This is a genomic window from Streptomyces sp. NPDC001393 (assembly GCF_053597455.1).
Genome location: NZ_JBSFIH010000023.1, coordinates 105741 through 130348 on the forward strand (window position 1 = coordinate 105741; position 24608 = coordinate 130348).

At 71.5% G+C, this 24608-nt stretch carries 25 protein-coding genes and 1 tRNA gene; 9 read left to right on the plus strand and 17 right to left on the minus strand.

Annotated elements, in window-relative coordinates:
- Nucleotides 1–143 precede the first annotated feature (143 nt).
- The 4 genes from ACWC2T_RS24350 to ACWC2T_RS24365 form a co-directional block, all read right to left on the minus strand.
- Nucleotides 144–680, minus strand: coding sequence for an NUDIX hydrolase family protein (locus ACWC2T_RS24350; protein ID WP_450672456.1), 537 nt, complete (start codon nt 678–680; stop codon nt 144–146).
- 7 nt (nt 681–687) lie between these two features.
- Nucleotides 688–1863 (minus strand): amidohydrolase family protein, encoded by a 1176-nt coding sequence (locus ACWC2T_RS24355; RefSeq protein WP_450672457.1) that lies wholly within the window; start codon nt 1861–1863, stop codon nt 688–690.
- 2 nt (nt 1864–1865) lie between these two features.
- A complete protein-coding gene (locus ACWC2T_RS24360; RefSeq protein ID WP_450672458.1) occupies nt 1866–3269 on the minus strand; it encodes a glutamine synthetase in 1404 nt (467 codons plus the stop codon).
- Nucleotides 3270–3359: 90 nt separating this feature from the next.
- A complete protein-coding gene (locus ACWC2T_RS24365; protein ID WP_450672459.1) occupies nt 3360–4169 on the minus strand; it encodes an SAM-dependent methyltransferase in 810 nt (269 codons plus the stop codon).
- A 197-nt stretch (nt 4170–4366) separates the two neighbouring features.
- On the opposite strand from ACWC2T_RS24365, the gene ACWC2T_RS24370 reads away from it, so the two are divergent.
- On the plus strand, nt 4367–5221 hold the full coding sequence (locus ACWC2T_RS24370) for a Cof-type HAD-IIB family hydrolase (RefSeq protein WP_450672460.1): 855 nt from the start codon (nt 4367–4369) through the stop codon (nt 5219–5221).
- Nucleotides 5222–5236: 15 nt separating this feature from the next.
- Here ACWC2T_RS24370 and ACWC2T_RS24375 read toward each other — a convergent pair whose 3' ends face one another.
- From ACWC2T_RS24375 to ACWC2T_RS24390, 4 genes are all read right to left on the minus strand, one after another.
- Nucleotides 5237–6046: an SAM-dependent methyltransferase gene (locus tag ACWC2T_RS24375; protein WP_450672461.1), complete on the minus strand. Its 810-nt coding sequence runs from the start codon at nt 6044–6046 to the stop codon at nt 5237–5239.
- A gap of 48 nt (nt 6047–6094) precedes the next feature.
- On the minus strand, nt 6095–6742 hold the full coding sequence (locus ACWC2T_RS24380; RefSeq protein WP_450672462.1) for an endonuclease: 648 nt from the start codon (nt 6740–6742) through the stop codon (nt 6095–6097).
- A 2-nt stretch (nt 6743–6744) separates the two neighbouring features.
- A complete protein-coding gene (locus ACWC2T_RS24385; RefSeq protein ID WP_450672463.1) occupies nt 6745–7089 on the minus strand; it encodes a DUF3140 domain-containing protein in 345 nt (114 codons plus the stop codon).
- A 101-nt stretch (nt 7090–7190) separates the two neighbouring features.
- Nucleotides 7191–8000 (minus strand): alpha/beta hydrolase, encoded by an 810-nt coding sequence (locus ACWC2T_RS24390; protein WP_450672464.1) that lies wholly within the window; start codon nt 7998–8000, stop codon nt 7191–7193.
- Nucleotides 8001–8174: 174 nt separating this feature from the next.
- Here ACWC2T_RS24390 and ACWC2T_RS24395 point away from each other — a divergent pair, with 174 nt between their 5' ends.
- The 3 genes from ACWC2T_RS24395 (at nt 8175) to ACWC2T_RS24405 (ending at nt 11806) form a co-directional block, all read left to right on the plus strand.
- Nucleotides 8175–9362, plus strand: coding sequence for a thiolase family protein (locus tag ACWC2T_RS24395; protein ID WP_450672465.1), 1188 nt, complete (start codon nt 8175–8177; stop codon nt 9360–9362).
- Between the two features lie 61 nt (nt 9363–9423).
- Nucleotides 9424–10935: a long-chain-fatty-acid--CoA ligase gene (locus tag ACWC2T_RS24400; protein WP_450672466.1), complete on the plus strand. Its 1512-nt coding sequence runs from the start codon at nt 9424–9426 to the stop codon at nt 10933–10935.
- A 97-nt stretch (nt 10936–11032) separates the two neighbouring features.
- On the plus strand, nt 11033–11806 hold the full coding sequence (locus ACWC2T_RS24405) for a sulfite exporter TauE/SafE family protein (protein ID WP_450672467.1): 774 nt from the start codon (nt 11033–11035) through the stop codon (nt 11804–11806).
- Here ACWC2T_RS24405 and ACWC2T_RS24410 read toward each other — a convergent pair.
- Nucleotides 11795–12574 (minus strand): HAD-IIA family hydrolase, encoded by a 780-nt coding sequence (locus tag ACWC2T_RS24410; protein ID WP_450672484.1) that lies wholly within the window; start codon nt 12572–12574, stop codon nt 11795–11797. The genes ACWC2T_RS24405 and ACWC2T_RS24410 overlap by 12 nt on opposite strands.
- A 78-nt stretch (nt 12575–12652) precedes the next feature.
- Between ACWC2T_RS24410 and ACWC2T_RS24415 the strand changes: the two genes are divergently transcribed.
- Complete coding sequence (locus ACWC2T_RS24415) at nt 12653–13399, plus strand: cobalt-precorrin-6A reductase (RefSeq protein ID WP_450672468.1); 747 nt, start codon at nt 12653–12655, stop codon at nt 13397–13399.
- Here the strand turns inward: ACWC2T_RS24415 and ACWC2T_RS24420 are convergent.
- Genes ACWC2T_RS24420 through ACWC2T_RS24430 form a run of 3 tightly spaced genes read right to left on the minus strand, consistent with a single transcriptional unit; the run spans nt 13386 to nt 15275 of the window.
- Complete coding sequence (locus ACWC2T_RS24420; RefSeq protein ID WP_450672469.1) at nt 13386–13880, minus strand: hypothetical protein; 495 nt, start codon at nt 13878–13880, stop codon at nt 13386–13388. The genes ACWC2T_RS24415 and ACWC2T_RS24420 overlap by 14 nt on opposite strands.
- Nucleotides 13881–13938: 58 nt before the next feature.
- Nucleotides 13939–14712, minus strand: coding sequence for a precorrin-6A synthase (deacetylating) (cobF, locus tag ACWC2T_RS24425; protein WP_450672470.1), 774 nt, complete (start codon nt 14710–14712; stop codon nt 13939–13941).
- Nucleotides 14713–14768: 56 nt separating this feature from the next.
- Nucleotides 14769–15275 (minus strand): DUF309 domain-containing protein, encoded by a 507-nt coding sequence (locus tag ACWC2T_RS24430; protein WP_450672471.1) that lies wholly within the window; start codon nt 15273–15275, stop codon nt 14769–14771.
- Nucleotides 15276–15381: 106 nt separating this feature from the next.
- On the opposite strand from ACWC2T_RS24430, the gene ACWC2T_RS24435 reads away from it, so the two are divergent.
- Both ACWC2T_RS24435 and ACWC2T_RS24440 read left to right on the plus strand, forming a co-directional pair.
- A tRNA-Pro gene (locus ACWC2T_RS24435) sits at nt 15382–15455 on the plus strand.
- A 112-nt stretch (nt 15456–15567) separates the two neighbouring features.
- Nucleotides 15568–16485: an aminoglycoside phosphotransferase family protein gene (locus ACWC2T_RS24440; RefSeq protein WP_450672472.1), complete on the plus strand. Its 918-nt coding sequence runs from the start codon at nt 15568–15570 to the stop codon at nt 16483–16485.
- 3 nt (nt 16486–16488) lie between these two features.
- On the opposite strand, the gene ACWC2T_RS24445 is transcribed toward ACWC2T_RS24440, so the two are convergent.
- The 5 genes from ACWC2T_RS24445 to ACWC2T_RS24465 form a co-directional block, all read right to left on the minus strand.
- Complete coding sequence (locus ACWC2T_RS24445; RefSeq protein WP_450672473.1) at nt 16489–18501, minus strand: beta-galactosidase; 2013 nt, start codon at nt 18499–18501, stop codon at nt 16489–16491.
- 34 nt (nt 18502–18535) lie between these two features.
- Nucleotides 18536–19429 carry a carbohydrate ABC transporter permease gene (locus ACWC2T_RS24450; RefSeq protein ID WP_450672474.1) on the minus strand — a complete coding sequence of 298 codons (894 nt, stop codon included), beginning with the start codon at nt 19427–19429 and terminating at the stop codon, nt 18536–18538.
- Nucleotides 19426–20406 (minus strand): carbohydrate ABC transporter permease, encoded by a 981-nt coding sequence (locus tag ACWC2T_RS24455; RefSeq protein WP_450672475.1) that lies wholly within the window; start codon nt 20404–20406, stop codon nt 19426–19428. The genes ACWC2T_RS24450 and ACWC2T_RS24455 overlap by 4 nt, the downstream gene beginning before the upstream one ends.
- 8 nt (nt 20407–20414) lie before the next feature.
- The gene (locus ACWC2T_RS24460) at nt 20415–21728 is read right to left on the minus strand and encodes an ABC transporter substrate-binding protein (protein WP_450672476.1); all 1314 of its coding nucleotides are present in this window, start codon (nt 21726–21728) and stop codon (nt 20415–20417) included.
- A 302-nt stretch (nt 21729–22030) separates the two neighbouring features.
- On the minus strand, nt 22031–22822 hold the full coding sequence (locus tag ACWC2T_RS24465) for a GntR family transcriptional regulator (RefSeq protein ID WP_450672477.1): 792 nt from the start codon (nt 22820–22822) through the stop codon (nt 22031–22033).
- Nucleotides 22823–23002: 180 nt separating this feature from the next.
- Here ACWC2T_RS24465 and ACWC2T_RS24470 point away from each other — a divergent pair, with 180 nt between their 5' ends.
- Complete coding sequence (locus ACWC2T_RS24470) at nt 23003–24022, plus strand: sugar ABC transporter substrate-binding protein (protein ID WP_450672478.1); 1020 nt, start codon at nt 23003–23005, stop codon at nt 24020–24022.
- Nucleotides 24022–24608, plus strand: a 587-nt coding sequence (locus ACWC2T_RS24475; RefSeq protein WP_450672479.1) for an ABC transporter permease, incomplete at its 3' end; no start/stop codon positions are given. The genes ACWC2T_RS24470 and ACWC2T_RS24475, both read left to right, overlap by 1 nt.

Genomic DNA, 24608 nt, shown 5'->3' on the forward strand with positions numbered 1-24608 from the left:
CCCTTTGCCATTGTTTTGGGGCTTCTGGTGCAGCTGTTGCCATCGGGCGCCGCGAACCTGAACACAACCTGAAAGCGCCACCAGAACCTCTGGTCGGCGGCCTGACCGGCCTGATAGGCAGGCAGGTCGGGCCGCCGCCGTCGTCAGAGGGCCAGACCCACGTGCGCGAGCGCCTGCTTCAGCAGCACCCCGTGCCCGCCCGGCATCTCGCTCTGCACCGCCGGGGAGACGGCCTCCTGCGGGCTGAACCAGACCAGGTCCAGCGCGTCCTGCCGGGGGCGGCAGTCGCCGGTGACCGGGACGATGTAGGCGAGGGACACCGCGTGCTGGCGCGGGTCGTGGTACGGCGTGATGCCCACCGTCGGGAAGTACTCCGCGACCGTGAACGGCTGCAGGGACGGCGGGACGCGGGGCAGCGCGACCGGGCCGAGGTCCTTCTCCAGGTGGCGCAGCAGCGCGTCGCGGACCCGTTCGTGGTGCAGGACGCGGCCGGAAACCAGGGTCCGGCTGACCGTCCCGTCCGGTCCGATCCGCAGCAGCAGGCCGATGCTGGTGACTTCGCCGCTGTCGTCCACGCGCACGGGCACGGCCTCGACGTACAGGATCGGCATCCGGGCCCTGGCCATTTCCAGCTCGTCCGTGGTCAGCCAGCCGGGCGTCGTCTCGGTCATGTCAGACATTGCTTGATCATACTTTCCGGGTGGGGCGCCCGCTGGGAACGCGGGCCGGGTCGGATACGGGAGGTCCGTACAGGCGCAGGGCGTTGTCGCGGCCGGTCCAGGCCGCGATCCGCAGGGCGTCGGGCAGGCTCAACTCGTCGGCGTCGACGCGGGCCTGCAGCAGATCGGCCAGTCCCTGCCGGAAGCACAGGGCGCCGAGGTGGTGGAATTCGGCAAGGCCGTAGGCGTCGGAGCTGTAGAGCAGTTTGCGGAACGGGGTGATCTCCAGCGCCTCCTCCAGCACCGTCCGGCAGCGGACCGGGCCCGTGTGGTGCAGGGCGAGGCCCACGTCCAGGTACACCTGCTCGAACACCGCGGACAGATAGGCGGCCTGGCGGTGGTACGGCCAGCAGTGCAGCAGCAGCACCGGGACCGTGCCGGCCGTCAGCCGCAGCCAGTCGGTCAGCAGGGCCGGGTCGGCGTGGTGCAGCCTGAGGTCGGCGTCGCCGAAGCCGGTGTGCAGCTGCAACGGCAGGCCGAGGTCCACGGCGGTCCACAGCAGGTGCCGTACCAGCACCGGATCGGCGAGCCGGTCGCCGTCCGCGAGCCAGCGCCGGGCGGCCCCGGTCACCTCGGCATCCGCCGGGCGCGCCGGGTCCAGGGCGAAGCCGGTGCGGTACGCGGCCACCGACTTCACGGCCACCACGCCCGGCCGGCGTACGGCGTCCTCGGCCGCGGCACGGAAGCGGGCCGCGTACTCGCCCGCCTCCACGCCCCGCGCGGCCACCGCCTCCGCCACCTGCTCCAGGCGTACGACCTCGGAGGCGGGGGCACCGGAGGCCGCCGCCAGCTCGGCCGGGGAGGTGAGCGGGAGCGGGGCGTACCCGGTGTCCACGAGGAACGCCCCCGCTCCCGTGGCCCGCAGAAAGCGGCGGTTGACCTCCTGCCAGCCGCATTCCGAACGGCGGGCCAGGTAGTCGGCCGGCGGCGCGTGCCGGGGGAGGTCCAGCAGGGGTGCGCAGTGCCGGCGTACGGCCACGCCGGCGGGGGTGTCGAAGGGGGAGACACCGGGCCAGGACTCGCCCTCGGTCAGCAGCGGGGCGAACTCCTCGGGCGCGAGGTCGGCCGTCACCGCGCCGTGGCAGTGATGGTCCACCAACTCCAGCTCGGCGAGGGCCTCGTGGACCGGTCCGGGCGTGCCCATGGTCAGTACACCCAGCGGTAGGCCGCCGCCACCCGCGCGTCGTCCAGGCCCTCGACGGCCGCCGCCTCGCCGAGCCGTACGGCGGTCACCGCGTCCGCGAGCACCGGTCCCAGCGCGGACCGCAGCACCTGGTCCGCCCGGAACTCCTCGACGGCCTGCGGCAGCGACTGCGGCAGCCGCCGCACGCCGTGAGCCGCCGCCTCCTCCGGGCCGTACCGGGCCGGGTCGCCGGTGATCTCCTCCGGGAGGGCGAGGAAGGAGCCGATCCCGTCCAGGCCGGCGGCGATGACACAGCCGAGGGCGAGATAGGGGTTGGCGGCCAGGTCGACCGGTTTCACCTCCAGGTTGGCCTCCTGCTCCCGGCGGCCCGCCGAGCCGGTGATCACCCGCAGCGCGGCCTCCCGCGTCTCCCGGCCCCAGGCGGTGAACACCCCCGCCCACTGGGACGGTTTGAGCCGCAGATAGCTGGCGGGGCTCGGTGCGGTGACCGCCGTCAGCGCGGGCAGCCGGGCCAGGATCCCTGCCGCGAAGGACTCCGCCTCGGGTGTCATGCCGTAGCGGCGCTCCCCGCCCGCGTGCAGGTTCACGCCCTCGCGCCGGCAGGACACGTGGATGTGTCCGCCGTTGCCGACGCCCTCGGCGGACACCGCGGGTGAGAACGACACCCTCAGGCCGTGCCGCCCGGCGACCGCCCGGATCGTCTGCCGGACCAGCACGCTGCGGTCGGCCGCCGCCACCGGGTCCAGCGCGCCCACGGAGACCTCGAACTGCCCGGCCGCGTACTCTGGATGGAGCTGGTCGACGGGCACGTCCTGGGCGGCGAGCGCGGCCAGCAGGTCGGCGGTGTAGTCGCTCAGTTCGACCTGCCGGATCGCGCCGTACGCCGGGCCGGACACGGCCGGTACGAACGCGCCGGGCGGTGCCGAGCCGAGCCCGACCGCCCACTCGACCTCGATCGCTGCCCGGAAGGCCAGGCCGTGCCGCTCGGCGGCGTCGGCGACGATCCGGCGCAGAAAGGTTCGGGCACAGCCGGGGTGCCGGGTGCCCTCCTGCGTGATGCGGTCCACCGGTGCCCACGCCCAGCCGGGCTGCCCGGCCAGTTCCACCAGCCGGTCCAGGTCCGGATACAGGCGCAGGTCACCGTCCGGGGAGCCGAGGACGTCGGTGGTGACGATCGAGTCGTCGGCGAGGAAGGTGTCGAAGACCGGGGACATGCCGACGCCCCAGGACACGGCCGCCTCCAGCCGGGCCGTCGGGACCGTCTTCACCCGGCAGATGCCCGCGGTGTCCACATAGGCCAGCACGATCCCGCGCACGCCCCGCGCGGCGAGGTCGGCCGTGAGCCCCGCGACCCGGCGCAGGTCCTCCGGGCGCCCGCCGGGCACGGGGTCGGCAAGAGTGGTCATACGTCCTCCTCGGCCATACGTCCTCCTCGGTGAACCTCGCTGCCGCGGGCCGGCCCGTCCTCCCGGGCGTCGGTCCGCCCGGTGCCGGCGTCAGGGTTTCACGGCCACCGCGCCGAACTGCGGCACCGCGGCGGCCGCCGCTCCGGCGCGCCACTGCGAGCAGGGCACCAGACCCGGCTCGACCAGCTCCAGGCCGTCGAGGAAGCCGGCGATCTCCGCGCGGCTGCGGGCGGTGATCGGCGGGGTGGCGTTGGCGTTCCAGAACTCCATCGCCGCCCGGTTGCCCTCGCCGCCCACGTCACCGTCGTAGGTCGGGTGGGTGAGGACCAGGTGGCTGCCCGAGGGCAGCGCCGCCATGAGCCGCCGCACGATGTCCCGGGCCTCGCCGGTGTCCAGGACGAAGTTCAGGATGCCCAGCATCATCAGCGCGACCGGCCGGGTCAGGTCCAGAGTCTCGGCGGCGCGCCGCAGGATGCCTTCCGGGTCGTGCACATCGGCGTCGACGTAGTCGGTGACGCCCTCGGGGGAGCTGGTGAGCAGCGAGCGGGCGTGCACGAGCACGATCGGGTCGTTGTCGACGTACACGATTCGGGACTCCGGGGCGATCCGCTGCGCGATCTCGTGGGTGTTCTCGACAGTCGGCAGGCCGGTGCCGATGTCCAGGAACTGCCGCATCCCGCGTTCGGCGGCCAGGAACCGCACCGCCCGGGCCAGGAACTCCCGGTCCGCGCGAGCCACCGCTCGGATCACCGGGAACATCCCGGCGACGTGCTCACCGACCCGCTGGTCGACCTCGTAGTTGTCCTTGCCGCCGATCCAGTAGTTCCACACCCGGGCGTTGTGCGCCACCGAGGTGTTCAGCTTCTCCGGTCCGGCCGTCGGGGAGTGGCCCTCGGTCACGTCGCCGCCCTTCTCCGATTGCGGTTGTCCTCCGCCGTCATTGTGCCGCCCGGTGATCGCGCTGTCCCGGGAAACCCGCACCGTGGGCGGTTCGGTGCGACTCCGGGACGTTTCGGTCCACCAGGAACCGGCTCCGGGCCGTTTCGGCCCATGAGGAACACTGGACCGGCACGCCGTCCCCGACCGGAAAGCAGGACATGCCCGCCACGCCCACACCCCTCCGCGACACCCCCGGCCTGCCGGCCGGCCCCGCCGACATCCGCCTGATCGTCACGGACATGGACGGCACCCTGCTGGACGACGCCCAGCGGATCCCCGACGGGCTGTGGCCGATGCTCGCCGAACTGCGCCGGCGCGGCGTGCTGTTCAGCCCGGCGAGCGGCCGCCAGTACGCCACGCTGGCCCGGCAGTTCGCCGAGGTCGCCGAGGGCATGGTGTTCATCGCGGAGAACGGCACGTACGTGGTTCGCGACGGCGTGGAGCTGAGCTCCGACACGATGGACAAGGCCGTCGCCGCGGGAGTGGTCCGTACGGTACGGCGGCTGGTCACGGACGGCGTGGACGTCGGCGCCGTGGTGTGCGGCAAGCGGTCGGCGTACGTGGAGCGGACCGACGAGGCGTTCCTGGCGGAGGTGCGCAAGTACTACGTCGAGCACCGGATCGTGGAGGACGTCACCGCCGTCGAGGACGACGTGATCAAGGTCGCCCTGTTCGACTTCGGGTCCGCCGAGCACTCCACCGCCCCGGCCCTCGCGGAGTTCGCCGGCACCCACCAGGTCGTGGTCTCCGGCGAGCACTGGGTGGACGTCATGAACCGCACCGCCAACAAGGGGACCGCCCTGCGCAGCCTGCAGCGGGCGCTCGGCATCACGCCGGCGCAGACCATGGTATTCGGCGACTACCTCAACGACCTCGAGATGCTCGACGCCGCCGAGTGGTCCTTCGCGATGGCGGGCGCCCACCCCGAGGTCGTCCGCCGGGCCCGCCACCTCGCTCCGTCCAACAACGAGGGCGGCGTGCTGCGGACCATCTCCCGCGTGCTGGGCCTGTAGCGCCGTACTGACACGTCAGGGTGTGCGGGGTTTGCGGCCCACCGCGCCGTACAGCGAGACCGGCCCCGTGCCGTCGGCCGCCGGTCCGCCGCGCCAGGCGTCGACCGGTACGACGCCCGGTTCCAGCAGGTCGAGCCCCTCGAAGAAGGCGGCCACCTCGTCCCGGGAGCGCGCGACCAGGGTCACTCCGCCGGCCGCGTACGCGGCGATTCCCTTCTGCACGTTCTCCGGCTCGAAGTCGGCCGTCATCATCGACAGCACCAGCGCGCTGCCCGGCGCGAGCGCGTCGACCAGCGTCGACACCACCTCGTGGGCGCCGTCCTCGTCGGCGACGAAGTGCAGCAGCGCGATCAGGGACAGCGCCACCGGGCGGCCGAAGTCCAGGACGCGGGCGGCCTGTTCGAGGATGGCGTACGGATCGCGGGCGTCGGCCTGCACGTACTCCGTCACGCCCTCGGGGGTGCCGCGCAGCAGCGCGCCCGCGTGGGCCAGCACGATCGGGTCGTTGTCGACGTAGACCACCTGCGCGTCGGGCGCCACCGACTGCGCGATCTGGTGCAGGTTCGGCTCGGTCGGTATGCCCGTGCCGATGTCCAGGAACTGGCGGATGCCGTCCCCGGCGAGCGCGCGCGTGGCCCGCTGCATGAACGCCCGGTTGGCGCGGGCGGCCCGCGGCGCGCCGCCCCCGTCCACCGCCGCGATCTGCCGGCCGAGCCGCTCGTCGACGGGGTAGTTGTCCTTGCCGCCGAGGAACCAGTCGTACACCCTGGCCGGATGCGGCCGTGTGGTGTCGATGTGCTGCGCGGCCGGCTCGGTCCCCGTCACGTGCTGCTCCTTCACTCCCGCCGGGATGCGAGCAGCAGTCTGACACGATCATGACGCGCGGCGCAGACAGTCTTCGGCCACCTCCTTGTCGAGTGCGGCCCGCACCAACGCGGCGGCCAGTACGGCCGGTTCGATGTTCCCGGCGAGCTCGGTGAGCTTGTCCGGGTCCTTCGGCAGGCCGAGCCGCTGCGCCCCGTCGAGCGCCTTGTCGTCCAGGTAGGGCGCGATCTCGCGCCAGACGCGCTGAGCCTCGCGCAGGAAGATGTCGGCGCCGGCCGGTCCGATGCCCGGCTCCTCCTGCAGCAGCCGCCTGAGTTCCCCGGTGTCGCCGTGCGCCTCCTCGTGCAGCCGGCGCAGGTCCCCGGACCAGCGGTCCAGCAACAGCTCGGCACTGTTGCCGAGTTGAGTGGCGGTGCGCTCGTCGTAGCGCCGGTAGCCGCCGCGGCCGAGGGCGTCCACCCGTTGCTGCCAGTCCGCGTCGGCCATCCGGCGCGGGCTGTCGAGGTGGTCCTCGTGCAGGGCCTGGGCGGCGGCCACCGCGACCGAGGCGCGGATCCGGGCGCTGAGCAGCAGGGCCAGCACGAGCAGCCGGTACAGCGGCTGCGGGGTGTCCTTCAGCCTGATGCCCGCCTCCTCGGCGTAGGTCTGCCCGTGCGCGGACAGCAGCTCGCGCAGGACTCTCTCGTCGCGGTTCATGGCTATGGCTTGAGCGGGTCGTGGCCCAGCGTCATCAGCCGGTGCCGACGGCGGGTGTCCTCCGGCGCCGTCTCCGGCTCCGGCTCGTCCGCCATGTCCACCAGGTCTCCGACGGTGTCGACGACCTTGTGCATCACGCGGATGTCGTCGTCGGTGAGGTCCATGCGGCGCTTCTGGAGGATGGCGAGGACATGCTGTCCGGTCCGCGTGCCCGCCTCATCGGGCAGCGGCTCGGTCTCCTCGTCGGCGTCCCGGACCCGCAGCCAGGCCGAGAGCTCCGCCGAGGTCATGTTCACCACGCGGTGGAAGTCCTCCCACAGCGCTTCGGTTTCGAGGGCGTCGGCCATAAGCTTCCCCTTCCCTGCGGGGTGTCGGGCTGGCTGGAGGCGGTCTCGCGCCGGTGGTTCTCGGCCGGGTGCCCAGCGCCCGGGGGAGCAAACAGGCCTGATCAGCGGGGCAGCGAGTGGTCCAGGAAGCGGATCAGCTCGGCGAAGACCTCCTTCTTGTCCGTCTCGTGGAACACCTCGTGCCGCGCCCCGGCGAAGATCCGCTCGGTGAGCCGGGAGCCGGCCAGCCGCTCCACGCCGATCCGGCTGCCGGCCAGGGGCACCAGCCGGTCCTCGTCCCCGTGGAGCCACAGCAGCGGCAGCGGTCCGACGTCTCCGCCCCGGTCGACGGTCCGCAGGGTGCGCGCGAACGCCTCCACCGTCGGCCGCTTCATCGGCCCGTGCCACACCAGCGGATCGGCGGCGTAGGCGGCGCCCACGGCCGGGTCCCGGGAGAGCGCGGCCGGGCTCACCGGGGTGTCCGGGATCTCCGGCAGGGCCAGCAGCCGCCCGGGCAGCTCCCAGGCGCCGATCACCGGCCCGGACAGGACCAGCGCGCTCAGCTCGGCGCCGTAGCGCTGGGCGTAGCGGGCCGCGATCAGTCCGCCCATCGAGTGGCCGACCAGGACGAGCGGCAGCCCGGGGTACGCGGCCCGGGCGAGATCCGCCACCGCGTGCACATCGGTGACCACGTCCTCGAAGTCCTCGATCAGCACCCGCTCCCCGGCCGACCTGCCGTGACCGACGTGATCGGGCCCGTACACGGCCGCCCCGTGCCCGGTCAGTACGGCGGCCAGCTCGTCGTAGCGGCCCGCGTGCTCGCCGTATCCGTGCACCACCAGGGCCAGGTACCTCGGCGCGGGGTGCGGCCACTCGCGCACGGCGACCGGGCCGTGGGTGCCGTCGAGGGTGTGCTCGCGGACGTGGTGCATGTCTCCTCCGGGGGGCGCGGGGTTGTCCCGGGGGATCTTCCCAGCGGGCCGGTCGGAGGTCTATAGTCCAAAACTAGCAGTGCTAATTAAGTGTTGCGGGGTGCTCATCCAGTGTCCCGCGTGGTCCGCCGGTCGACAGTGCCGTCGACCGGTCGTAGGTCAGGAGTCGAAGCCGTGCGTCCCGTCCACTTCGCGGCCGCCCGCCGCACCCCCATCGGCAAGCTGCGCGGAGCGCTGTCCTCCGTCCGCCCCGACGACCTGGCGGCGACCGCGATCCGCCACCTGGTGGCCGACGTGCCCGCCCTCGACCCGGCCCGGATCGACGACGTCTACTGGGGCGCGGCCAACCAGGCCGGCGAGGACAACCGCAACGTGGCCCGCATGGCCGCCCTGCTCGCCGGGCTGCCCGAGTCCGTGCCCGGCGCCACCGTCAACCGGCTGTGCGCCTCCGGCCTCGAAGCGGTCACCGCCGCCGCCCGGACCATCGCCGCCGGCGAGGCCGACATCGTGATCGCGGGCGGCTCGGAGTCCATGAGCCGCGCCCCCTTCGTGCTGCCCCGCCCGGACGAGGCCCTGCCGCAGCGCATCGAGACCCACGACACCCGGCTCGGCTGGCGCCTGGTCAACCCGGCGATGAAGGACCTGCACGGCCTGCTGTCCATGGGCGAGACCGCCGAGGAGGTCGCCGAGCGGTACGGCGTCTCCCGCGAGCGCCAGGACGCGTTCGCCCTGCGCAGCCACCAACTCGCCGCCGCCGCACGCAAGAACGGCCACTTCGACGACGAACTCCTGCCGGTGGAGCGGCCGGACGGTATCGTGGTCGAGCAGGACGAGTGCGTCCGCGAGGACACCTCGCTGGAGAAGCTGTCGAGGTTGAAGCCGGTCTTCCGGCAGGGCGGCACGGTCACCGCGGGCAACGCCTCGCCGATGAACGACGGCGCGGCCGGACTGCTCCTCGTCAGCGAGGAGGCCCTGAACGAACTGGGCCTGGAGTCCCTGGGCCGCTATGCCGCGGGCGCCTCCGCCGGGGTCCACCCCGATGTGATGGGCATCGGCCCGGTACCCGCCACCCGCAAGGCCCTGGCCCGGGTCGGCTGGGACATCGCCGACCTGCAGGAGGCCGAGTTCAACGAGGCGTTCGCCGCGCAGGCCCTCGCCTGCGTCGACCAACTCGGCATCGACCCGGATCTGGTCAACCCGACCGGCGGGGCCATCGCCCTCGGCCATCCGCTCGGCTGCTCGGGCGCCCGCATCCTGACCACGCTGCTGCACCGGATGCGGCGCACGGGCGCCGAGCGGGGTCTCGCGACCATGTGCGTGGGCGTGGGCCAGGGGAGCGCGGTGCTGGTCGAGCGGCACTAGGGCATTGCCAACGGGGGGATCAGGTCGGTCGAGCCGCAGCAAGGAAACGGAGCAGCACTCCATGGCAACCCTGTCCGTCGCCGCCATCCTCGCCGAGAACGCCCGGCGCCGCCCCGAGAAGACGGCGCTCGTCGAAGGCGATCTGCGGCTGACCTTCGCCGAGGCGTGGCGCAGGGCCCTGGCCCACGCGGGCGCGCTCACCCGGCTCGGCGTACGGCCGGGCGACCGGGTGGCGCTGATGGCGCCCAACACCGCCGAGTTCCCGGTCGCCTACTACGCGATCGCCGCGGCCGGCGGAGTCGTCGTCCCCGTGCATCTGCTGCTGTCGGCCGGCGAGGTCGAGCACGTGCTCAGGGACAGCGGGGCGGCGCTGCTGCTCGTCCACCCGGCCCAGGCGGCGACCGGCCGGGCCGCCGCGGAGGCCACCGGCGCCCGAGTGGTCGTCCTGGGCGCGGAGTTCGACCAACTCGCGGCCGACGCCGAGCCGCTGCCGTCGTACGTCACCCGCACCGCCGACGACCCGGCGGTGATCTTCTACACGAGCGGGACGACCGGCGTGCCGAAGGGCGCCGTGCTGAGCCACTTCAACCTCGTCATGAACGCAACCGTCAATGCCTTCGACGCCAACGACATCCGCGCCGACGACATCGCCCTCGGCGCGCTGCCGCTGTTCCACGCCTTCGGCCAGACGGTGTCGCTCAACTCCACCTGGCGGGCGGGCGCCACGCTCGTGCTGCTGCCCCGCTTCGACGCGGCCCGAGCCATCGAGCTGATGGTGAAGGAGGGCGTGAACACCTTCCACGGCGTGCCGACCATGTACGTCGCCCTCGCGGCGGCCGCCGCGGACGCCGCCGCGCTGCCCGCCCTGCGGGTGTGCATCTCCGGCGGGGCCTCGCTCCCGGTCGCCGTACTGGAGCGCTTCGAGGCCGCGTTCGGGGCGAAGGTCTACGAGGGGTACGGGCTCTCGGAGACCTCGCCGACGGCCACCGTCAACCAGCCGGTGTTCGGCACCCGGGCGGGCACCATCGGCCATCCGCTGTGGGGCGTCGACGTGGAGATCGCCCGCGCCGAGCTGGAGGGCCGCGTCGAGCTGCTGCCGCCCGGCGAGCTCGGCGAGGTCGTCATCCGCGGGCACAACGTCTTCTCCGGCTACCTCGGCCGGCCGGAGGCCACCGCCGAGGCCCTGGTCGACGGCTGGTTCCGCACCGGCGACCTCGGCACCAAGGACGACGAGGGCTTCCTCAGGATCGTCGACCGCAAGAAGGACGTCATCATCCGCGGCGGCTACAACGTGTACCCGAGGGAGGTCGAGGAGGTGCTGATGCGCCACCCCGGCATCGCCCAGGTCGCGGTCATCGGCCTGCCCGACGAACTGCACGGCGAGGAGGTCTGCGCCGTCGTCGTACCGGCTCCGGGCGCCGCGCCCGACGCCGCCGCGATCACTCAGTGGTCCAAGGAGCACCTCGGGCGGCACAAGTACCCGCGGCGCGTGGAGTTCACGGACGCGATGCCGCTCGGGCCCAGCATGAAGGTGCTCAAGCGGGAGCTGCGGGCGCACTACGTGGAACGGTGACGGAACCGGCACAGCAGGTCGCGAAGATCACTGCAGGGCCACCTGGCGAGACGGTCCTTACGCCGGAGGCTTGTCCGGACATAGCATCGGTCTTCGCATGAACACGATGACGCTCTGGCACATATCCGGCTGGGGGTTCGCGGCACTCGCCTGCGCGGCCCTGCTCGTCGGCTTCTCCAAGACCGCGGTGAGCGGGGCCAACACGGTGAGCCTCGCGATCTTCGCGGCGGTCCTCCCGGCCCGCGCCTCCACCGGGGTCCTGCTGCCCGTCCTGATCGCCGGTGACGTGCTCGCCGTCCTCACCTACCGGCGGCACGCCCACTGGCCCACCCTGTGGCGGCTGTTCCCGGCCGTCGCGGCCGGGGTGGTGGTCGGCACGCTGTTCCTGATGTGGGCCGACGACGGCATCGTACGGACCTCGATCGGCGCAATCCTGCTGCTGATGGCGGGGGTGACGGTGTGGCGGCGGCGCACGGCGGACACCGGGGAGGCACCGGACCGGGTCACCTCGCGCGCCGGCCGCGCCAAGGCCCGCTCCTACGGCGTGCTCGGCGGGTTCACCACGATGGTCGCCAACGCGGGCGGCCCGGTGATGTCGATGTACCTGCTGTCGGCGGGCTTCCGGAAGATGGGCTTCCTAGGCACCTCCGCCTTCTTCTTCCTGATCGTGAACGTGTCCAAGGTGCCGTTCAGCGCGGGCCTCGGATTGATCGACGGGCGCTCGCTGCTCCTCGACGCCGCGCTCGCGGTGTTCGTCGTGCCCGGTGCGTTGTTCGGCAAGTGGGCTGTGAGCAGGATCAACCAGCGACTCTTCGAACAACTCGTGATCGCGGCGACCGTCGTGGGCGGAGTGCAACTCCTACTGCGTTAGCCCCAGCAGGGCCGGGAGGTCCGCGAAGGAGTCCAGGACATGGTCGGGGGTGCCGCTCGCCCGCTCCAGGGTCTCCGGCAGGAACTTGCCCGTACGGACCAACACCCCGGTGACGCCGAGCCGTTGCGCCGCAAGGACGTCGTACTCGACATCGTCCCCGATCATCAGTGCCTGCTCCGCTCCCACCCCGAGACGCCGGAGGGCCGCCTCGAAGAACGCCCGCGACGGCTTGCCGGTGACCTCCGCCTCCACCCCGGCGGCCGCCTCCAGGCCCGCCAGAAACGCCCCCGCGTCGAGCTGGAGTCCCGCGTCCGTCCGCCAGTACAGGTTCCGGTGCATGGCGACCAGCCGCGCGCCCCGCTGGATCCGCCCGAAGGCGCGGTTGAGCGCCTCGTAACCGAACTCCGGCCCGGCGCCGCCCAGCAGGACAACGTCCGGTACCTCCTCGTCGGAGTCGCCGGCCAGGGTGACCCCCTCCAGATCCGCACCGATGTCCCCGCTGTTCAGCAGGGCGACGCGGGCCCCGGCCAGATGGTCGGCGGTGGCCGCGGGCGCCGTGAGGATCTCCTCGGCGCCCACCGGGAACCCCGCGTCCGCGAGCGATCCCGCGATGGACGCCCGGGACCGGGAGGTGGTGTTGGTCACCAGGACCACCCCCAGCCCCGCCTCCCGGACGGCCCGCAGCGCCTCGACCGCTCCCGGCAGCGGCTTCCAGGAGACGGTGAGGACACCGTCGATGTCGATCAGCACGGCACGCACGGACTGCATGGACTGCACGGATTGCATGGCCCGACGGTAGCGACCCGCACGGCGGACCGTCCCGTACGACCTCGTACCCTCACCCCTATGCCCGCGCACGTCCTGATCCTCGGCGGCACCACCGAGGCCCGCCGCCTCGCCGCCGACCTGGCCGCCCGGACCGGCGTCCGGGTGACCACCTCCCTGGCCGGCCGGGTCGCGCGGCCCGGAGCGGTCGCGGGCGAGGTACGGATCGGCGGCTTCGGCGGCGCGCAGGGCCTGGCCGACTGGCTGCGCGCGCACCACGTGGACGCCCTGGTCGACGCCACCCACCCCTTCGCCGAGGCGATCTCGGCCAACGCGGCCCGCGCGGCGGCGGCCTCCGGAGTCCCGGCGGTGGTCCTGCGCCGCCCCGGTTGGCGGCCGGGCCCCGGCGACCGCTGGTACGACGTCCCGTCCCTGGCCGGTGCCGCGGCGGCACTGCCCGGCCTCGGCCGCCGGGTCTTCCTGAGCACCGGGCGCCTGGGGCTCGCCGCGTTCGCCCACCTGACGGATCTGCACTTCGTCGTACGGTCCGTCGAACCGCCCGAGCCGCCCATGCCGCCGGACACCGAACTGGTCCTGGCGCGCGGCCCGTTCACCGTCGCCGACGAGACGGAATTGCTGCGCACCCGGCGGATCGAGGTGCTGGTGACCAAGGACAGCGGCGGGGAGGCCACGGCCGCGAAGCTGACGGCGGCGCGGGAACTCGGCCTGCCCGTGGTCGTCGTACGGCGCCCCCCGCTCCCGCAGGGCGTGACCGCGGTCGCTGACCTGGCGGGCGTACTGGAGTGGCTCGGTCTCAGCCCGGCGTGAGGACGGACGCCCGGATCCGGTCGATGGCGCGCAGCACCTCGTCCCGGTTCTTTGCGGACTTGATCCAGGCCGGCAGCCGGGCGAGCAGGGTCATCCGCTGCCCGGTGTCGTACCAGGGGGCACGCTCGCGCAGACCGGCGGCGGTCCAGCGGCGGATCAGGTCGAGGTGCCGCAGGTCGTAGGCCCACAACCAGCCGTGCCGGGTCTCGCGCTGCAGCCACAGACGGGCACCGAAGCAGGGGTCCTCGGCGGGCCCCTTCGATCCCGCCCGCAGGCCGATGCCCCGGCCCGCCCAGGTGCGGGACAGACCGCAGGACCGGCAGACCAGATGCCGGGGCGCGAACAGCGGCGGTGCTTCGGGGTGCGGCTGCCGCTGGACGCGGGCGACGCGGTCGCAGCGCGGGCAGTGGACCAGGATCGAGTCCAGGAAGTCGTACTCCGTGCTGCGCGGATCGCGGAAACGGACGGGAGAGCCGGACATGGCCCGAGTATGACCGGCGCCAGGCCTCCGCCTCACCCGGTTTTCGACGGTGGCGCGACTACCGGTCCCCGGGGTTTCTGCGCAGCAGGTACGTGTCCATGATCCAGCCCTTGCGCTCGCGCGCCTCGGCCCGCACCCGCTCGATGTGCGGCGCGGCCTCGGCGATCGGACCGGAGACCAGGAGCTCGTCCGGAGTGCCGAGATACGCGCCCCAGTAGATGTCGATGTCCTCCCCGGCGTACTTCCGGAAGGCCTGGTGGGCGTCCAGCATCACGACCACGTCGTCCACGCCCTCGGGGAACCCCTCGGCCAGCCGCCGCCCCGTGGTGATCTGCACCGGGCGAGCCACCCGGTTCAGGCCCGTACGGTGCCGGGCGACCAGGGCGGAGACGCTGCTGATGCCGGGTATCACGTCGTACTCGAACGCGACCGCGCCGCGCTCCAGCACCTCCTGAAGGATCCCCAGCGTGCTGTCGTACAACGCCGGATCGCCCCACACCAGGAAGGCGCCGGTGCCGTCCTGGCCCAGCTCCTCGGCGATCAGCCGCTCATAGATCCCGGCGCGGGCGCTGCGCCAGTCCTCCACCGCCGGCGAGTACGCCGACCCGCCCGCCTTCCGGTCCCGCTCCGGGTCACGGGCCTCCACCACCCGGTACGACCCCTCGGGCAGATGCGCGTCCAGCATGTCCCGGCGGAGCTGGGTGAGATCGCTCTTCACCTCGCCCTTGTCGAGCAGGAAGAACACGTCCGTGCTCCGCAGCGCCTTGACCGCCTGCAGGGTCAGTTGGTCGGGGTCGCCCGCGCCGATACCGATGACATGAATCTTTCGCACGCCCCGAGTCTGCCGCATGCCACTGACAGCCAGGAACGGACCCGTACCGGAACCGGTCAGCAACGGAGCCGGGGCGCTTCGTCGCCCGCGTCCACGGGCCCGCCCCCGCCCTCCACGCGCGCCGCCAGCTCCCGCGCCCACCGGGTGAGCCCGGCGAGGTCGATCCCGTACGGCCGGTCCTCGCCCTGCTCGGTCTCCCATGCCATGAGCGCCCCCGCGCCCCGGCGCAGCAGCCGGGCCCCGCCGACAGTGTTCCCACGCGCCGCGTGCGTGAGGCCCACCGCCAGCTGGGCCAGCCCCCGCCACAGCGTGCGCTCCTCCTCGGGCCCCGACTTCCAGGCGTCCTCGAACACTTCGTGCGCATGGAACGGCTTCCCCGCGTCCAGTAGCGCCTGCGCCTCCTCGACCGTCTCCCGCGGCAGCCGCAGGACACCCTCCGGCTGCCGGGGGACGCCCTCCGCGCCGTAGGGCAGCGGCCGGCCGAGCCCGTCCCGCGGCCGCGCGCTGCGTGCCCGCCCCTCCGGGTCCCGGTCCCTGGCATCCGATGCGCCCGCGTTCGTCATACGACCGATTGTCCCCGGCTCACCCCCGGGCCCTCTTCGGCCCACCCCCGAAGGTGGGGTAAAGTGCTGTTCGCGCGATCAAGCGGGTCACCGCGAGTGAGCGCATCGGGACGTGGCGCAGCTTGGTAGCGCACTTGACTGGGGGTCAAGGGGTCGCAGGTTCAAATCCTGTCGTCCCGACTTGCGAAAGCGCAGGTCAAGGGCCGCTTCGGAGGAATCCGGGGCGGCCCTTGGGCATGCGCCGGGCACGACAGTCAGGACGGTGACGGTGATCGGACTACCACCGGCGTTCGTGCGAAGCACCGTCGAACGCGAAGGAGAGCCCGGCAGGACCTGGCTCGCCGCCCTGCCCGGGATCGTGGAGGACCTGCTGCCGCGTTGGGAGTGCCGGCCCGACGGCGCCGTCACGCACGGGGGCGTCGGCCTGATCGTGCCGGTGCGTCGGGTCGCGAGCGCGGAGACGGCTGTGCTGAAGGTGTCCTTCCCGCACCCCGGCAATGCGCACGAGCCGGACGCCTACGCGGTCTGGCGCGGCCGGGGAGCCGTCCTGCTGCACGCACGGGACGACGAACGCTTCGCGCTGCTGCTGGAGCGCGCCCACACGACGACCCTGGCGCAGGCGGCGGACGGCGACGAACTCGTCGCGGTCGCCGGGCGGATCAACCGCCGCCTGACGGTGCCCGCCCCACCCGGCCTGCCCCGGCTGCGGGAGCGGGCCGACGCCTGGGAGCAGCAGCTGCGCACGGACGCGGCGACGCTGCCGCACCAGCTGCCGCGGCACGTGGTGGGCGCCGCCGTGGCGACCGTACGCGAGCTGGGCCGCGGCCGGCCGGACCTGCTCGTCCATGGTGACCTGCATGCCCGCAACATCCTGCGCGCCGACCGCGAGCCGTGGCTCGCGGTCGACCCCAAGGGATACGCGGGCGACCCGGCGTACGACGCGGGCACGCTGCTGAAGGCCTACGCGGTGGACCGAGCCGCGGCCGGCGATCTGCCGAAGGCCGTGCGGCGCGCCCTCGACGTCTTCGCCGAGACCGCCGCACTCGACCGCGAACGCGTCCGGCGCTGGGCCCAACTGCACGCCGTCCAGGCCGCGTTCTCAGGGCGCCGGCATGGATTCCGCAGGGCCCGCCAGGGGGTGCGACGGGATCGGCTCGTCGCCTTCGCCGACCACCTGGCGGAACTGCTCACGGAAGCGGTACCCCGGTGAACGTCACCGCGGTTCCCGCACGACCGCCACATCGCCCGGCGCGACCGTGACCGTTCCCGCAGTCTCCTTGCCGGTCAGGAGGTCCAGCGAGCCCGGTGCCACGGGGAGTTCGGCGCCCTGGCCGGTGTGGTCGATGACGAACAGGTAGTCCGCCTCCGGCCCGCGCCGGCGGACCACCTCCACGCCGGGCGGGGCCGTACGCACCGGCTCCACCCCCGCCTCGCCCCGGACGCGGTCGAGCAGCGCGGCCAGGGTGGCCGGGTCCGGTAGGGTGGCCAGGTACCAGGCGGCGCCGGTGCCGCGCGGGCGGCGGGTCACCGCGGGGACGCCGGACAGGGGACCGTCGGCGTACGACGCGACCGCCTCGGCGCCCTCCAGCCGCAGCCGCTCCGACCACAGCGTGCCCGTCGCGCCGCCCGGCACGGCACCGGAGAGCGCGACCTGTTCGCCGGGCAGCAGCGGGAACGGTTCGTCCGAGCGGACGCCCAGGACGTCCCGGAAGGCGCCTGGGTAACCGCCCAGCCGCACATGGCAGTTCTCGTCGACGGCCCCGCTGTGGAAGCCCACGGCGAGTGTGCCGCCGCGCTCGGCGAACGCCGTCAGGTTGGCCGCCCCTTCGCCGTCGACGAGGTACAGGTTCGGGACCAGCACCAGGCGGTAGGCGGAGAGGTCGGCCTGCGGCCGTACGAAGTCCACGGCCACGCCCGACCGCCACAGCGGCTCGTACCAGGCCCGGACCAGGTCCGCGTAGCGCAGCTCGCCGCTGGGCTGCGAGGGCAGTTCCAGGGCCCAGCGGGCGTCCCAGTCCCAGACGATCGCCACCTCCGCCGGGTTGGTGCTGCCCCGGACCTCCGCCAACGCCCGCAGGTCCGCGCCCAGTCGGACCACGTCCTGCCAGATCCGGCTGTCGGTGCCCGCGTGCGGCACCATCGCCGAGTGCCACTGCTCGGCGCCCGCCTTCGACTGCCGCCACTGGAAGTACGCGATGCCGTCCGCGCCGCGTGCCACGTGGGAGAGTGCGTTGCGGCGCAACTCACCCGGCTTTTTCGCCCGGTTGACGGGCTGCCAGTTCACCGCGCCGGTCGAGTGCTCCATCAGCAGCCACGGCCCGCCCGCCAGGGAGCGGGTCAGGTCGCCGCTGAGCGCGATGTCGATCTCCGACTCCGGGTCGCTGGACATCAGGTAGTGGTCATTGGAGACGATGTCCAGCTCCGGCGCCCACCGCCAGTAGTCGAGCGCGTCGAAGTTGAACATCACCATGAAGTTGGTGGTGGCCGGGATCGAGGGAGCGGCGGCGCGCAGCACGTCCCGTTCCGCCGTGCACAGCGACAGCAGCTCGTCGGAACAGAACCGGCGCCAGTCCAGCTGGTGGGTGGGATTGGGTACGGCACCGGTGGCGCGCGGCGGCAGGATCTCGTCCCAGTCGCCGTACCACTGGCTCCAGAACCGGGTGCCCCAGACGTCGTTGAGGGCCCTGAGGTCGTCGCCGTAGCGGGCCCTCAGCCAGCGGCGGAACGCGGCCGCGCTGGTGTCGCAGTAGCAGGCAGCGTTGTGGCAGCCGTACTCGTTGTGCACGTGCCACATGCGCAGCGAGGGATGGTCCGCGTACCGCTCGGCGAGCGCGCCCGCGATGCGCAGGGCTGCCTCGCGGTAGGCGGGGGAGGACGGGCAGAAGGTCTGCCGGCTGCCGTAGGAGAGGGTGCGGCCGTCGCGGTCGACCGGCAGCGCCTCCGGGTGGGCGCGGAAGAACCAGGCCGGAGGCGCCGCCGTGGGCGTGGCCAGGTCGGCGGCGATGCCGTTCTCGTGCAGCAGGCCGAGGACCTTGTCCAGGTGCGAGAAGTCGTAACGGCCCTCGGACGGCTCCAGCAGCGCCCAGGAGAAGATGCCGACGCTGACCAGGTTCACCCCGGCCTCGCGCATCAGGCGCATGTCCTCGGCCCACACCTCCTCGGGCCACTGCTCGGGGTTGTAGTCGCCGCCGTAGGCCAGGCCGGGGACGGACAGGGTGGGTTTCACTGTGTTCTCTTCGTTCTCTTTCACGAAACGCGGCTCAGCCCTTGTTGGAGCCCAGGGTCAGCCCGCTGACGAACTGGCGCTGCAGCGCGAAGTACACGATCAGGGTCGGGATCGCGGTCAGCAGGGACCCCGCCGCCACCAGGTTGGGGTCGGTGAAGTACTGGCCGGAGAGGTTGTTCAGGGCCGAGGTGATCGGCATGTTCTGGCCGGTCGAGATCAGCACCAGCGCCCAGAAGAAATCGTTGTAGATCCAGATCGACAGCAGGGTCGCCAGGGCCGCCATCGCCGGCTTGCACAGCGGCAGGGTGATCTGCCAGTACAGCCGCCACACCGAGGCGCCGTCGACCAGCGCGGCCTCCGTCAGCTCGTGCGGCAGGGAGCGCATGTAGTTGCTCAGCACGAACGCGCAGAACCCGGACTGGAACGCCACATGGATGAGGACCAGGCCGAGCGCGGAGTCGTACAGCTTTCCGCTCTGCGTGATGCCCGGCAGGTTCGTCAGCAGGTACAGCCGGTACAGCGGGGTGATGATGACCTGCTGCGGGAGCAGGTTGCCGGCCGTGAAGACCAGCAGGAGGGCGAGGTTCAGGCGGAAGTCGAAGCGGGCGACGTAGAACGCCACGCAGGAGGACAGGAACAGCGTCAGCAGCACGGCGGGGATCGCGATGACCAGCGTGTTGCCGAAGTAGTGCAGCATGTCCGACTGCACGAACGCGTTCTTGAAGTTGTCGAAGTTCAGCGTGTGCGGCCAGGACACATAGCCCCGGGTGCTGGTCTCGCTGTACGGCCGGAGGGCCGAGAAGATCGCCCAGAGCAGCGGTGCCAGCCACGCCAGTGCCGCACCGGCGAGGAAGACGTGCAGCAGGACGCGGGCCGGGCGGATCGGGGCGCGCCGCTTCAGCGGCGCCGCGACGGTGGTGCTGCTCATGCGCGCCGCTCCTTCCGGAAGGTGGCGATCAGATACGGGATGATCACCGCGAGGGAGATCACCAGCAGGACGACGGCGATGGCGGAGCCGTAACCGATGCGGCTGGACTCGCCGATGATGTTGTTGGTGACCAGGATCGACAGCAACTCGGTGCCCTGGGCGCCCTTGTTGAAGACGAAGACCAGGTCGAAGGCGCGCAGCGCCTCGATGATCGTGACGACCAGCACGACCGTGTTGGTCGGGCGCAGGGTGGGGAAGATGACGCTCTTGAACGTCTGCCACTCGTTGGCGCCGTCCAGTGCGGAGGCCTCCCTGAGCGAGGGGTCGACGCTCTTCAGACCGGCGAGGTAGAGGATCATCATGTAGCCGGTGTGCCGCCAGGACGCGGCGATCAGGACCGCCCACAGGTTGAGGTGCGGGTCGCCGATCCAGTCGATGTAGTGGCCCGGCTTGTTGGCCCCGATGATGCTGTTGATCAGGCCGGTGTCCGGGTTGTAGACCAGCTGCCAGACGAATCCGATGCAGGCCATCGAGATGACGACCGGCAGGAAGAACGCGGTCTGGTAGACCCGGCTGAAGCGGATCTTCTTGTCCAGCTGGACGGCGAGGAAGAGCCCGAGCGGGGTCGGGATCAGGATGAGCACGACGAACCAGATGATGTTGTGCTCGACGGCCGGCCAGAACTGCGGGTTGTCGTTGAAGAGTTGCTTGAAGTTGTCCAGGCCCACCCACTTGATCGAGTCGAACCCGATGCCGTCCCAGGTGGTGAAGGCGAGGAAGATCGAGGCGATGGCGGTGACCCACACCAGGAGCACGTGCAGGATCGTCGGCACGCCCGCCATCAGGGCGAGCGTGAACCGGTCACGGCGGGTCAGCAGGCGGCGATGGCCGTGCGTGGCCCGCGTGCGCGCGGGCGAGGCGCCCGGAGGCGGCACGGTGGCCGCCTCCGGGGACTTCGTGGTCGTATCGGTCGTCATCGGGCCGCTCACTGGGACGCGAAGATGGTCTTCTTCTGGCGCTCGATGGACGACAGCAGGCTGTCCACGCCCTTCGGGTTCTGCAGGAACTTCTGCAGTCCTGGCTGCATCACCGTGGAGGTGAAGTCGGGCCGGGAGTCGCGGTCCATGAACTGGGTGAGGTTCTTGGCGTTGCCGATCATGTCGAACGCCTTCTTCTGCAGCGCCGAGTACGCGGAGGTGCTGGCCTTGTTCGACGCGGCGACCACGCTCGGGTCGGTCTTGAGGTACATCTCCTCGGCGGCCGGACTGCCCAGGTACTCCAGCAGCTTCACGACACCGTCGTGGTTCTTCGGGGACTTGCTCACCATGAAGCCGTCGGTGGGGGCCTCGACCGTCTCCTGGCCGTACGCGGAGTTGATCTCCGGGAAGGGGAAGAAGTCGAGGTCGTCCAGGTCGGCCTTGTTGGTGAACTGCTGGGCCACGAAGGAACCGAGGAGGTACATGCCCGCCTTCTTGGACACCAGCGTCTGCGCGGCGTCCTCCCAGGTACGGCCCATGAAGCCGTCCTGGTGGTACGGCAGCAGCTCCGCCCAGTGGTCGAAGACGGCCTTCACCTTGGGGTCGGTCCAGGCCGCCTTGCCCGCCATCAGCTGGACGTGGAAGTCGTAGCCGTTGAGGCGGAAGTTGATCTGGTCGAAGGTGCCCATCGCCGGCCAGGCGTCCTTGTCGCCGAAGGCGATCGGGACCAGGCCGTCCTTCTTCATCTGCTTGCACAGGGCGACGAGTTCGTCCCAGGTGGTGGGGACCTTGTAGCCGTGCTGCGTGAAGACGCTCTTGCGGTAGAAGATCGCCCAGGGGTACGTCGTCAGCGGCACGAAGTAGTACTTGCCGTCCTGGCCCTTGCTGAGCTTCTTCATCGCGTCGGGGAAGTTGTCCCCGATCTTCGCCCAGACGTCGTCCACCGGCGAGGCCAGGCCCTTCGCCGCGAAGAACTGCATGCGGTACCCGGCGAACCAGTTGAACACGTCGTCCGGCGTGCCCTGCAGATACGAGTTGATCTGCTCCTGGAAGGTGTTGTGGTCCTTGGTGTTCACATCGACCGTGATGCCGGACTGCTTCTTGAAGTCGGCGTACACGGCCGCGAACGCATTCTTCGGCACGGCGTCCGAGGCGTTGGAGCCGAGGGTGACGGTCTTCGGGTCCGAGGCGGAACCGCTGCCTCCGCAGGCGGACAGCAGGGGTATGCCGGCACCCGCGAGCAGGGCGGCGCTGCCCGCTCCGCGCAGGACCGAACGACGGCTGGGGCCCGGGAGGGAGAGACCGGAGGGGGAGAGGCGCATGGCGGCTCCTGAGGAATGCAGGGCTCGGTCAAGGGGATGAGTTGATCACCGAAAGGTCTTCGAAACCGCTCAGAAACCAACTCGACCGAACATCGTGGGCGTAATAACAGCCCCATGTCCGCTCATGAGTCAATAGGTCAGTCCTCTCTGTGCTGTCTCTTGCCCGAAACGTAATCGTCATCGTTACCTGCGTGTTCGCCAGTGCACAGAGCCGAGAGCCCTCACGGCACGGGCGGCCGAGGGGGCTGTGTGAACACGGGTGGTTCCGCTTCGGGTGCTGACCAGGGGTTCGGCCCGGCGGCTCAGGTGCGGACCAGTAGCTGGAAGTCGAAGGCGTATCTCGATGCCCGGTACACATGGCCGCCGTACTCCACCGGCCGGCCCGTGACGTCGTACGCGGTGCGCCGCATGGTGAGCAGGGCCGCGCCCTCCTTCTCGTCCAGCAGGGCGCCCTCCTCGGCCGTCGCGCTGCGGGCGCCGATGGACTGGCGGGCGCTGTGCAGGACGATCCCGGCGGACCGCATCAAGCGGTACAGCCCCGTCGACTCCAGCTGCGGCGTGGGGAGTTCGAGGAGCGAGGCCGGCAGGTAGTTGCACAGGAAGGCCACGGGGTGCCCGTGGGTGCGACGCAGCCGCTCCAGTACGACGACCTCGGCGCCCTCCGCCACGCCGAGGGCCGCGGCCACGTCCGCACCCGCCGGGATCCGTTCGTTGCGCAGCACCCGGGTGGTCGGGCCCTGCCCGGCCGACTCCAGGTCGTCGTAGAGGCTGCTGAGCTCCAGTGGCCGCCTCACCTTGCTGTGTACGACCTGCGTGCCCACTCCGCGGCGGCGCACCAGCAGCCCCTTGTCGACCAGGGACTGGATCGCCTGGCGCACGGTGGGCCGGGACAGGCCGAGGCGTACGGAGAGGTCGACCTCGTTGCCCAGGAGGTTGCCCGGGGCCAGCGTGCCGTGTTCGATGGCCGCCTCGAGCTGCTGGGCGAGCTGGTAGTACAGCGGCACCGGGCTCGTGCGGTCCAGGGCGAAGCCGAGGGAGTCGACCGCGCGATCACCCGGTGCCGTTCGCTGCGGGGTGCGGTGTACTGGGCTCATGCCTCTCAGGTGTAGGTCCCGCGGGCCGAGGGTGTCAATGGTTTGTACTTACATTCGAACCTGCTTCTGAAATGATGTCTTAACAAAGTATTGACAGTGGGCGCCCCCAAGGACTTGGATCGCGTCCCAACGCAACAGCGTCCCTTCCCCCCGTCGCACGCACAGTGAGGTGCAGGAAAGATGGACCGCTCTTCTCCCTCCCGCTCCCGGAGACTGGCCCCGGTGGTGGCGGTCGCCACCGCGGCGGCCCTGACCCTCGCCGGCTGCGCCAGCAGCCACGGCGGCAAGAAGGCCGAGGAGGCGGCCCAGAACGCCTCGGCGGGCAAGGCCGACACCCCGCGCATGACCGTCGCCCTGGTCACGCACCAGGCGCCCGGCGACACCTTCTGGGACACCGTCCGCAAGGGCGCCGAGGCCGCCGCCGCGAAGGACAACGTCAAGCTCGTCTACTCCGCCGACCCCAATGCCGGCAACCAGGCGAACCTGGTGCAGAACGCGATCGACCAGAAGGTCGACGGCATCGCCGTCACCCTGGCCAAGCCGGACGCGATGAAGAGCGTCATCGGCAAGGCGGAGCAGTCCGGCATACCGGTGGTCGGCCTGAACTCGGGCCTGAGCGACTGGAAGAAGCTCGGCCTGCTGGAGTTCTTCGGGCAGGACGAGAGCGTGGCGGGCGAGGCGTTCGGCGACAAGCTGAACACCACCGGCGCCAAGAAGGTCGTCTGTGTCATCCAGGAGCAGGGCAACGTGGGCCTCACCCAGCGCTGCGACGGGGTGAAGAAGACGTTCAAGGGCACCACTGAGACGCTGTACGTGAACGGCACCGACATGCCGTCCGTGAAGTCGACCATCACGGCCAAGCTGAAGCAGGACAGCTCCATCGACACCGTCGTCACCCTCGGCGCCCCGTTCGCGCTCACGGCGGTGCAGTCGCTGGGCGACGCGGGCAGCAAGGCCAAGGTGGCCACCTTCGACCTGAACAAAGACCTCGTGAAGGCGGTCCAGAACGGCTCGATCGAGTTCGCCGTCGACCAGCAGCCCTATCTGCAGGGCTACCTGGCGGTCGACGCGCTGTGGCTCTACAAGTACAACGGCAACTACAGCGGCGGCGGAGTCCAGCCGGTGCTGACCGGCCCGGCCTTCGTCGACAAGTCCAACGTCGACAAGGTCGCCGAGTTCGCCGCGAAGGGGACCCGGTGATGAGCATGGCCCAGCAGGCTGAACCCGCCCTCGGCAGGCCGCCGGCGGCCGGTCCCGGGCAGACCGACGGCCGCACCGCACGCCGCCCGCTGGCACTGCGGCTGCTGGCCCGGCCCGAAGTGGGTGTCTTCCTCGGCGCCGCCGCCGTACTGGTCTTCTTCCTGATCGTCGCGCCCTCGGTCCGCCAGGGCAGCTCGATGGCCACGATCCTCTACCAGTCCTCGACCATCGGGATCATGGCCCTGCCGGTCGCCCTGCTGATGATCGGCGGCGAGTTCGACCTGTCGGCCGGCGTCGCGGTGATTTCCTCGGCGCTGACCGCCAGCATGCTCAGTTACCAGCTGACGCTGAACGTCTGGACCGGCGTGATCGTCGCCTTGGTCGTGTCGCTGGCGATCGGGTTCTTCAACGGCTGGATGGTGGTCAAAACGGGCCTGCCCAGCTTCCTGATCACCCTCGGTACCTTCCTGATCCTGCAGGGCGTGAACCTCGCCGTGACCAAGCTGGTCACCGGCAACGTCGCCACCGACGACATCAGCGACATGGACGGCTTCAACCAGGCCAGGAAGGTCTTCGCGTCCTCGTT

Bases quoted from the DNA above. Each gene is read 5' to 3' on its own strand.
- ACWC2T_RS24350 (WP_450672456.1), bottom strand. From the start codon at position 680: ATGTCTGACATGACCGAGACGACGCCCGGCTGGCTGACCACGGACGAG.
- ACWC2T_RS24355 (WP_450672457.1), bottom strand. From the start codon at position 1,863: ATGGGCACGCCCGGACCGGTCCACGAGGCCCTCGCCGAGCTGGAGTTG.
- ACWC2T_RS24360 (WP_450672458.1), bottom strand. From the start codon at position 3,269: ATGACCACTCTTGCCGACCCCGTGCCCGGCGGGCGCCCGGAGGACCTG.
- ACWC2T_RS24370 (WP_450672460.1), top strand. From the start codon at position 4,367: ATGCCCGCCACGCCCACACCCCTCCGCGACACCCCCGGCCTGCCGGCC.
- ACWC2T_RS24380 (WP_450672462.1), bottom strand. From the start codon at position 6,742: ATGAACCGCGACGAGAGAGTCCTGCGCGAGCTGCTGTCCGCGCACGGG.
- ACWC2T_RS24385 (WP_450672463.1), bottom strand. From the start codon at position 7,089: ATGGCCGACGCCCTCGAAACCGAAGCGCTGTGGGAGGACTTCCACCGC.
- ACWC2T_RS24390 (WP_450672464.1), bottom strand. From the start codon at position 8,000: ATGCACCACGTCCGCGAGCACACCCTCGACGGCACCCACGGCCCGGTC.
- ACWC2T_RS24400 (WP_450672466.1), top strand. From the start codon at position 9,424: ATGGCAACCCTGTCCGTCGCCGCCATCCTCGCCGAGAACGCCCGGCGC.
- ACWC2T_RS24405 (WP_450672467.1), top strand. From the start codon at position 11,033: ATGAACACGATGACGCTCTGGCACATATCCGGCTGGGGGTTCGCGGCA.
- ACWC2T_RS24410 (WP_450672484.1), bottom strand. From the start codon at position 12,574: ATGCAGTCCGTGCGTGCCGTGCTGATCGACATCGACGGTGTCCTCACC.
- ACWC2T_RS24415 (WP_450672468.1), top strand. From the start codon at position 12,653: ATGCCCGCGCACGTCCTGATCCTCGGCGGCACCACCGAGGCCCGCCGC.
- ACWC2T_RS24420 (WP_450672469.1), bottom strand. From the start codon at position 13,880: ATGTCCGGCTCTCCCGTCCGTTTCCGCGATCCGCGCAGCACGGAGTAC.
- ACWC2T_RS24430 (WP_450672471.1), bottom strand. From the start codon at position 15,275: ATGACGAACGCGGGCGCATCGGATGCCAGGGACCGGGACCCGGAGGGG.
- ACWC2T_RS24450 (WP_450672474.1), bottom strand. From the start codon at position 19,429: ATGAGCAGCACCACCGTCGCGGCGCCGCTGAAGCGGCGCGCCCCGATC.
- ACWC2T_RS24455 (WP_450672475.1), bottom strand. From the start codon at position 20,406: ATGACGACCGATACGACCACGAAGTCCCCGGAGGCGGCCACCGTGCCG.
- ACWC2T_RS24460 (WP_450672476.1), bottom strand. From the start codon at position 21,728: ATGCGCCTCTCCCCCTCCGGTCTCTCCCTCCCGGGCCCCAGCCGTCGT.
- ACWC2T_RS24465 (WP_450672477.1), bottom strand. From the start codon at position 22,822: ATGAGCCCAGTACACCGCACCCCGCAGCGAACGGCACCGGGTGATCGC.
- ACWC2T_RS24470 (WP_450672478.1), top strand. From the start codon at position 23,003: ATGGACCGCTCTTCTCCCTCCCGCTCCCGGAGACTGGCCCCGGTGGTG.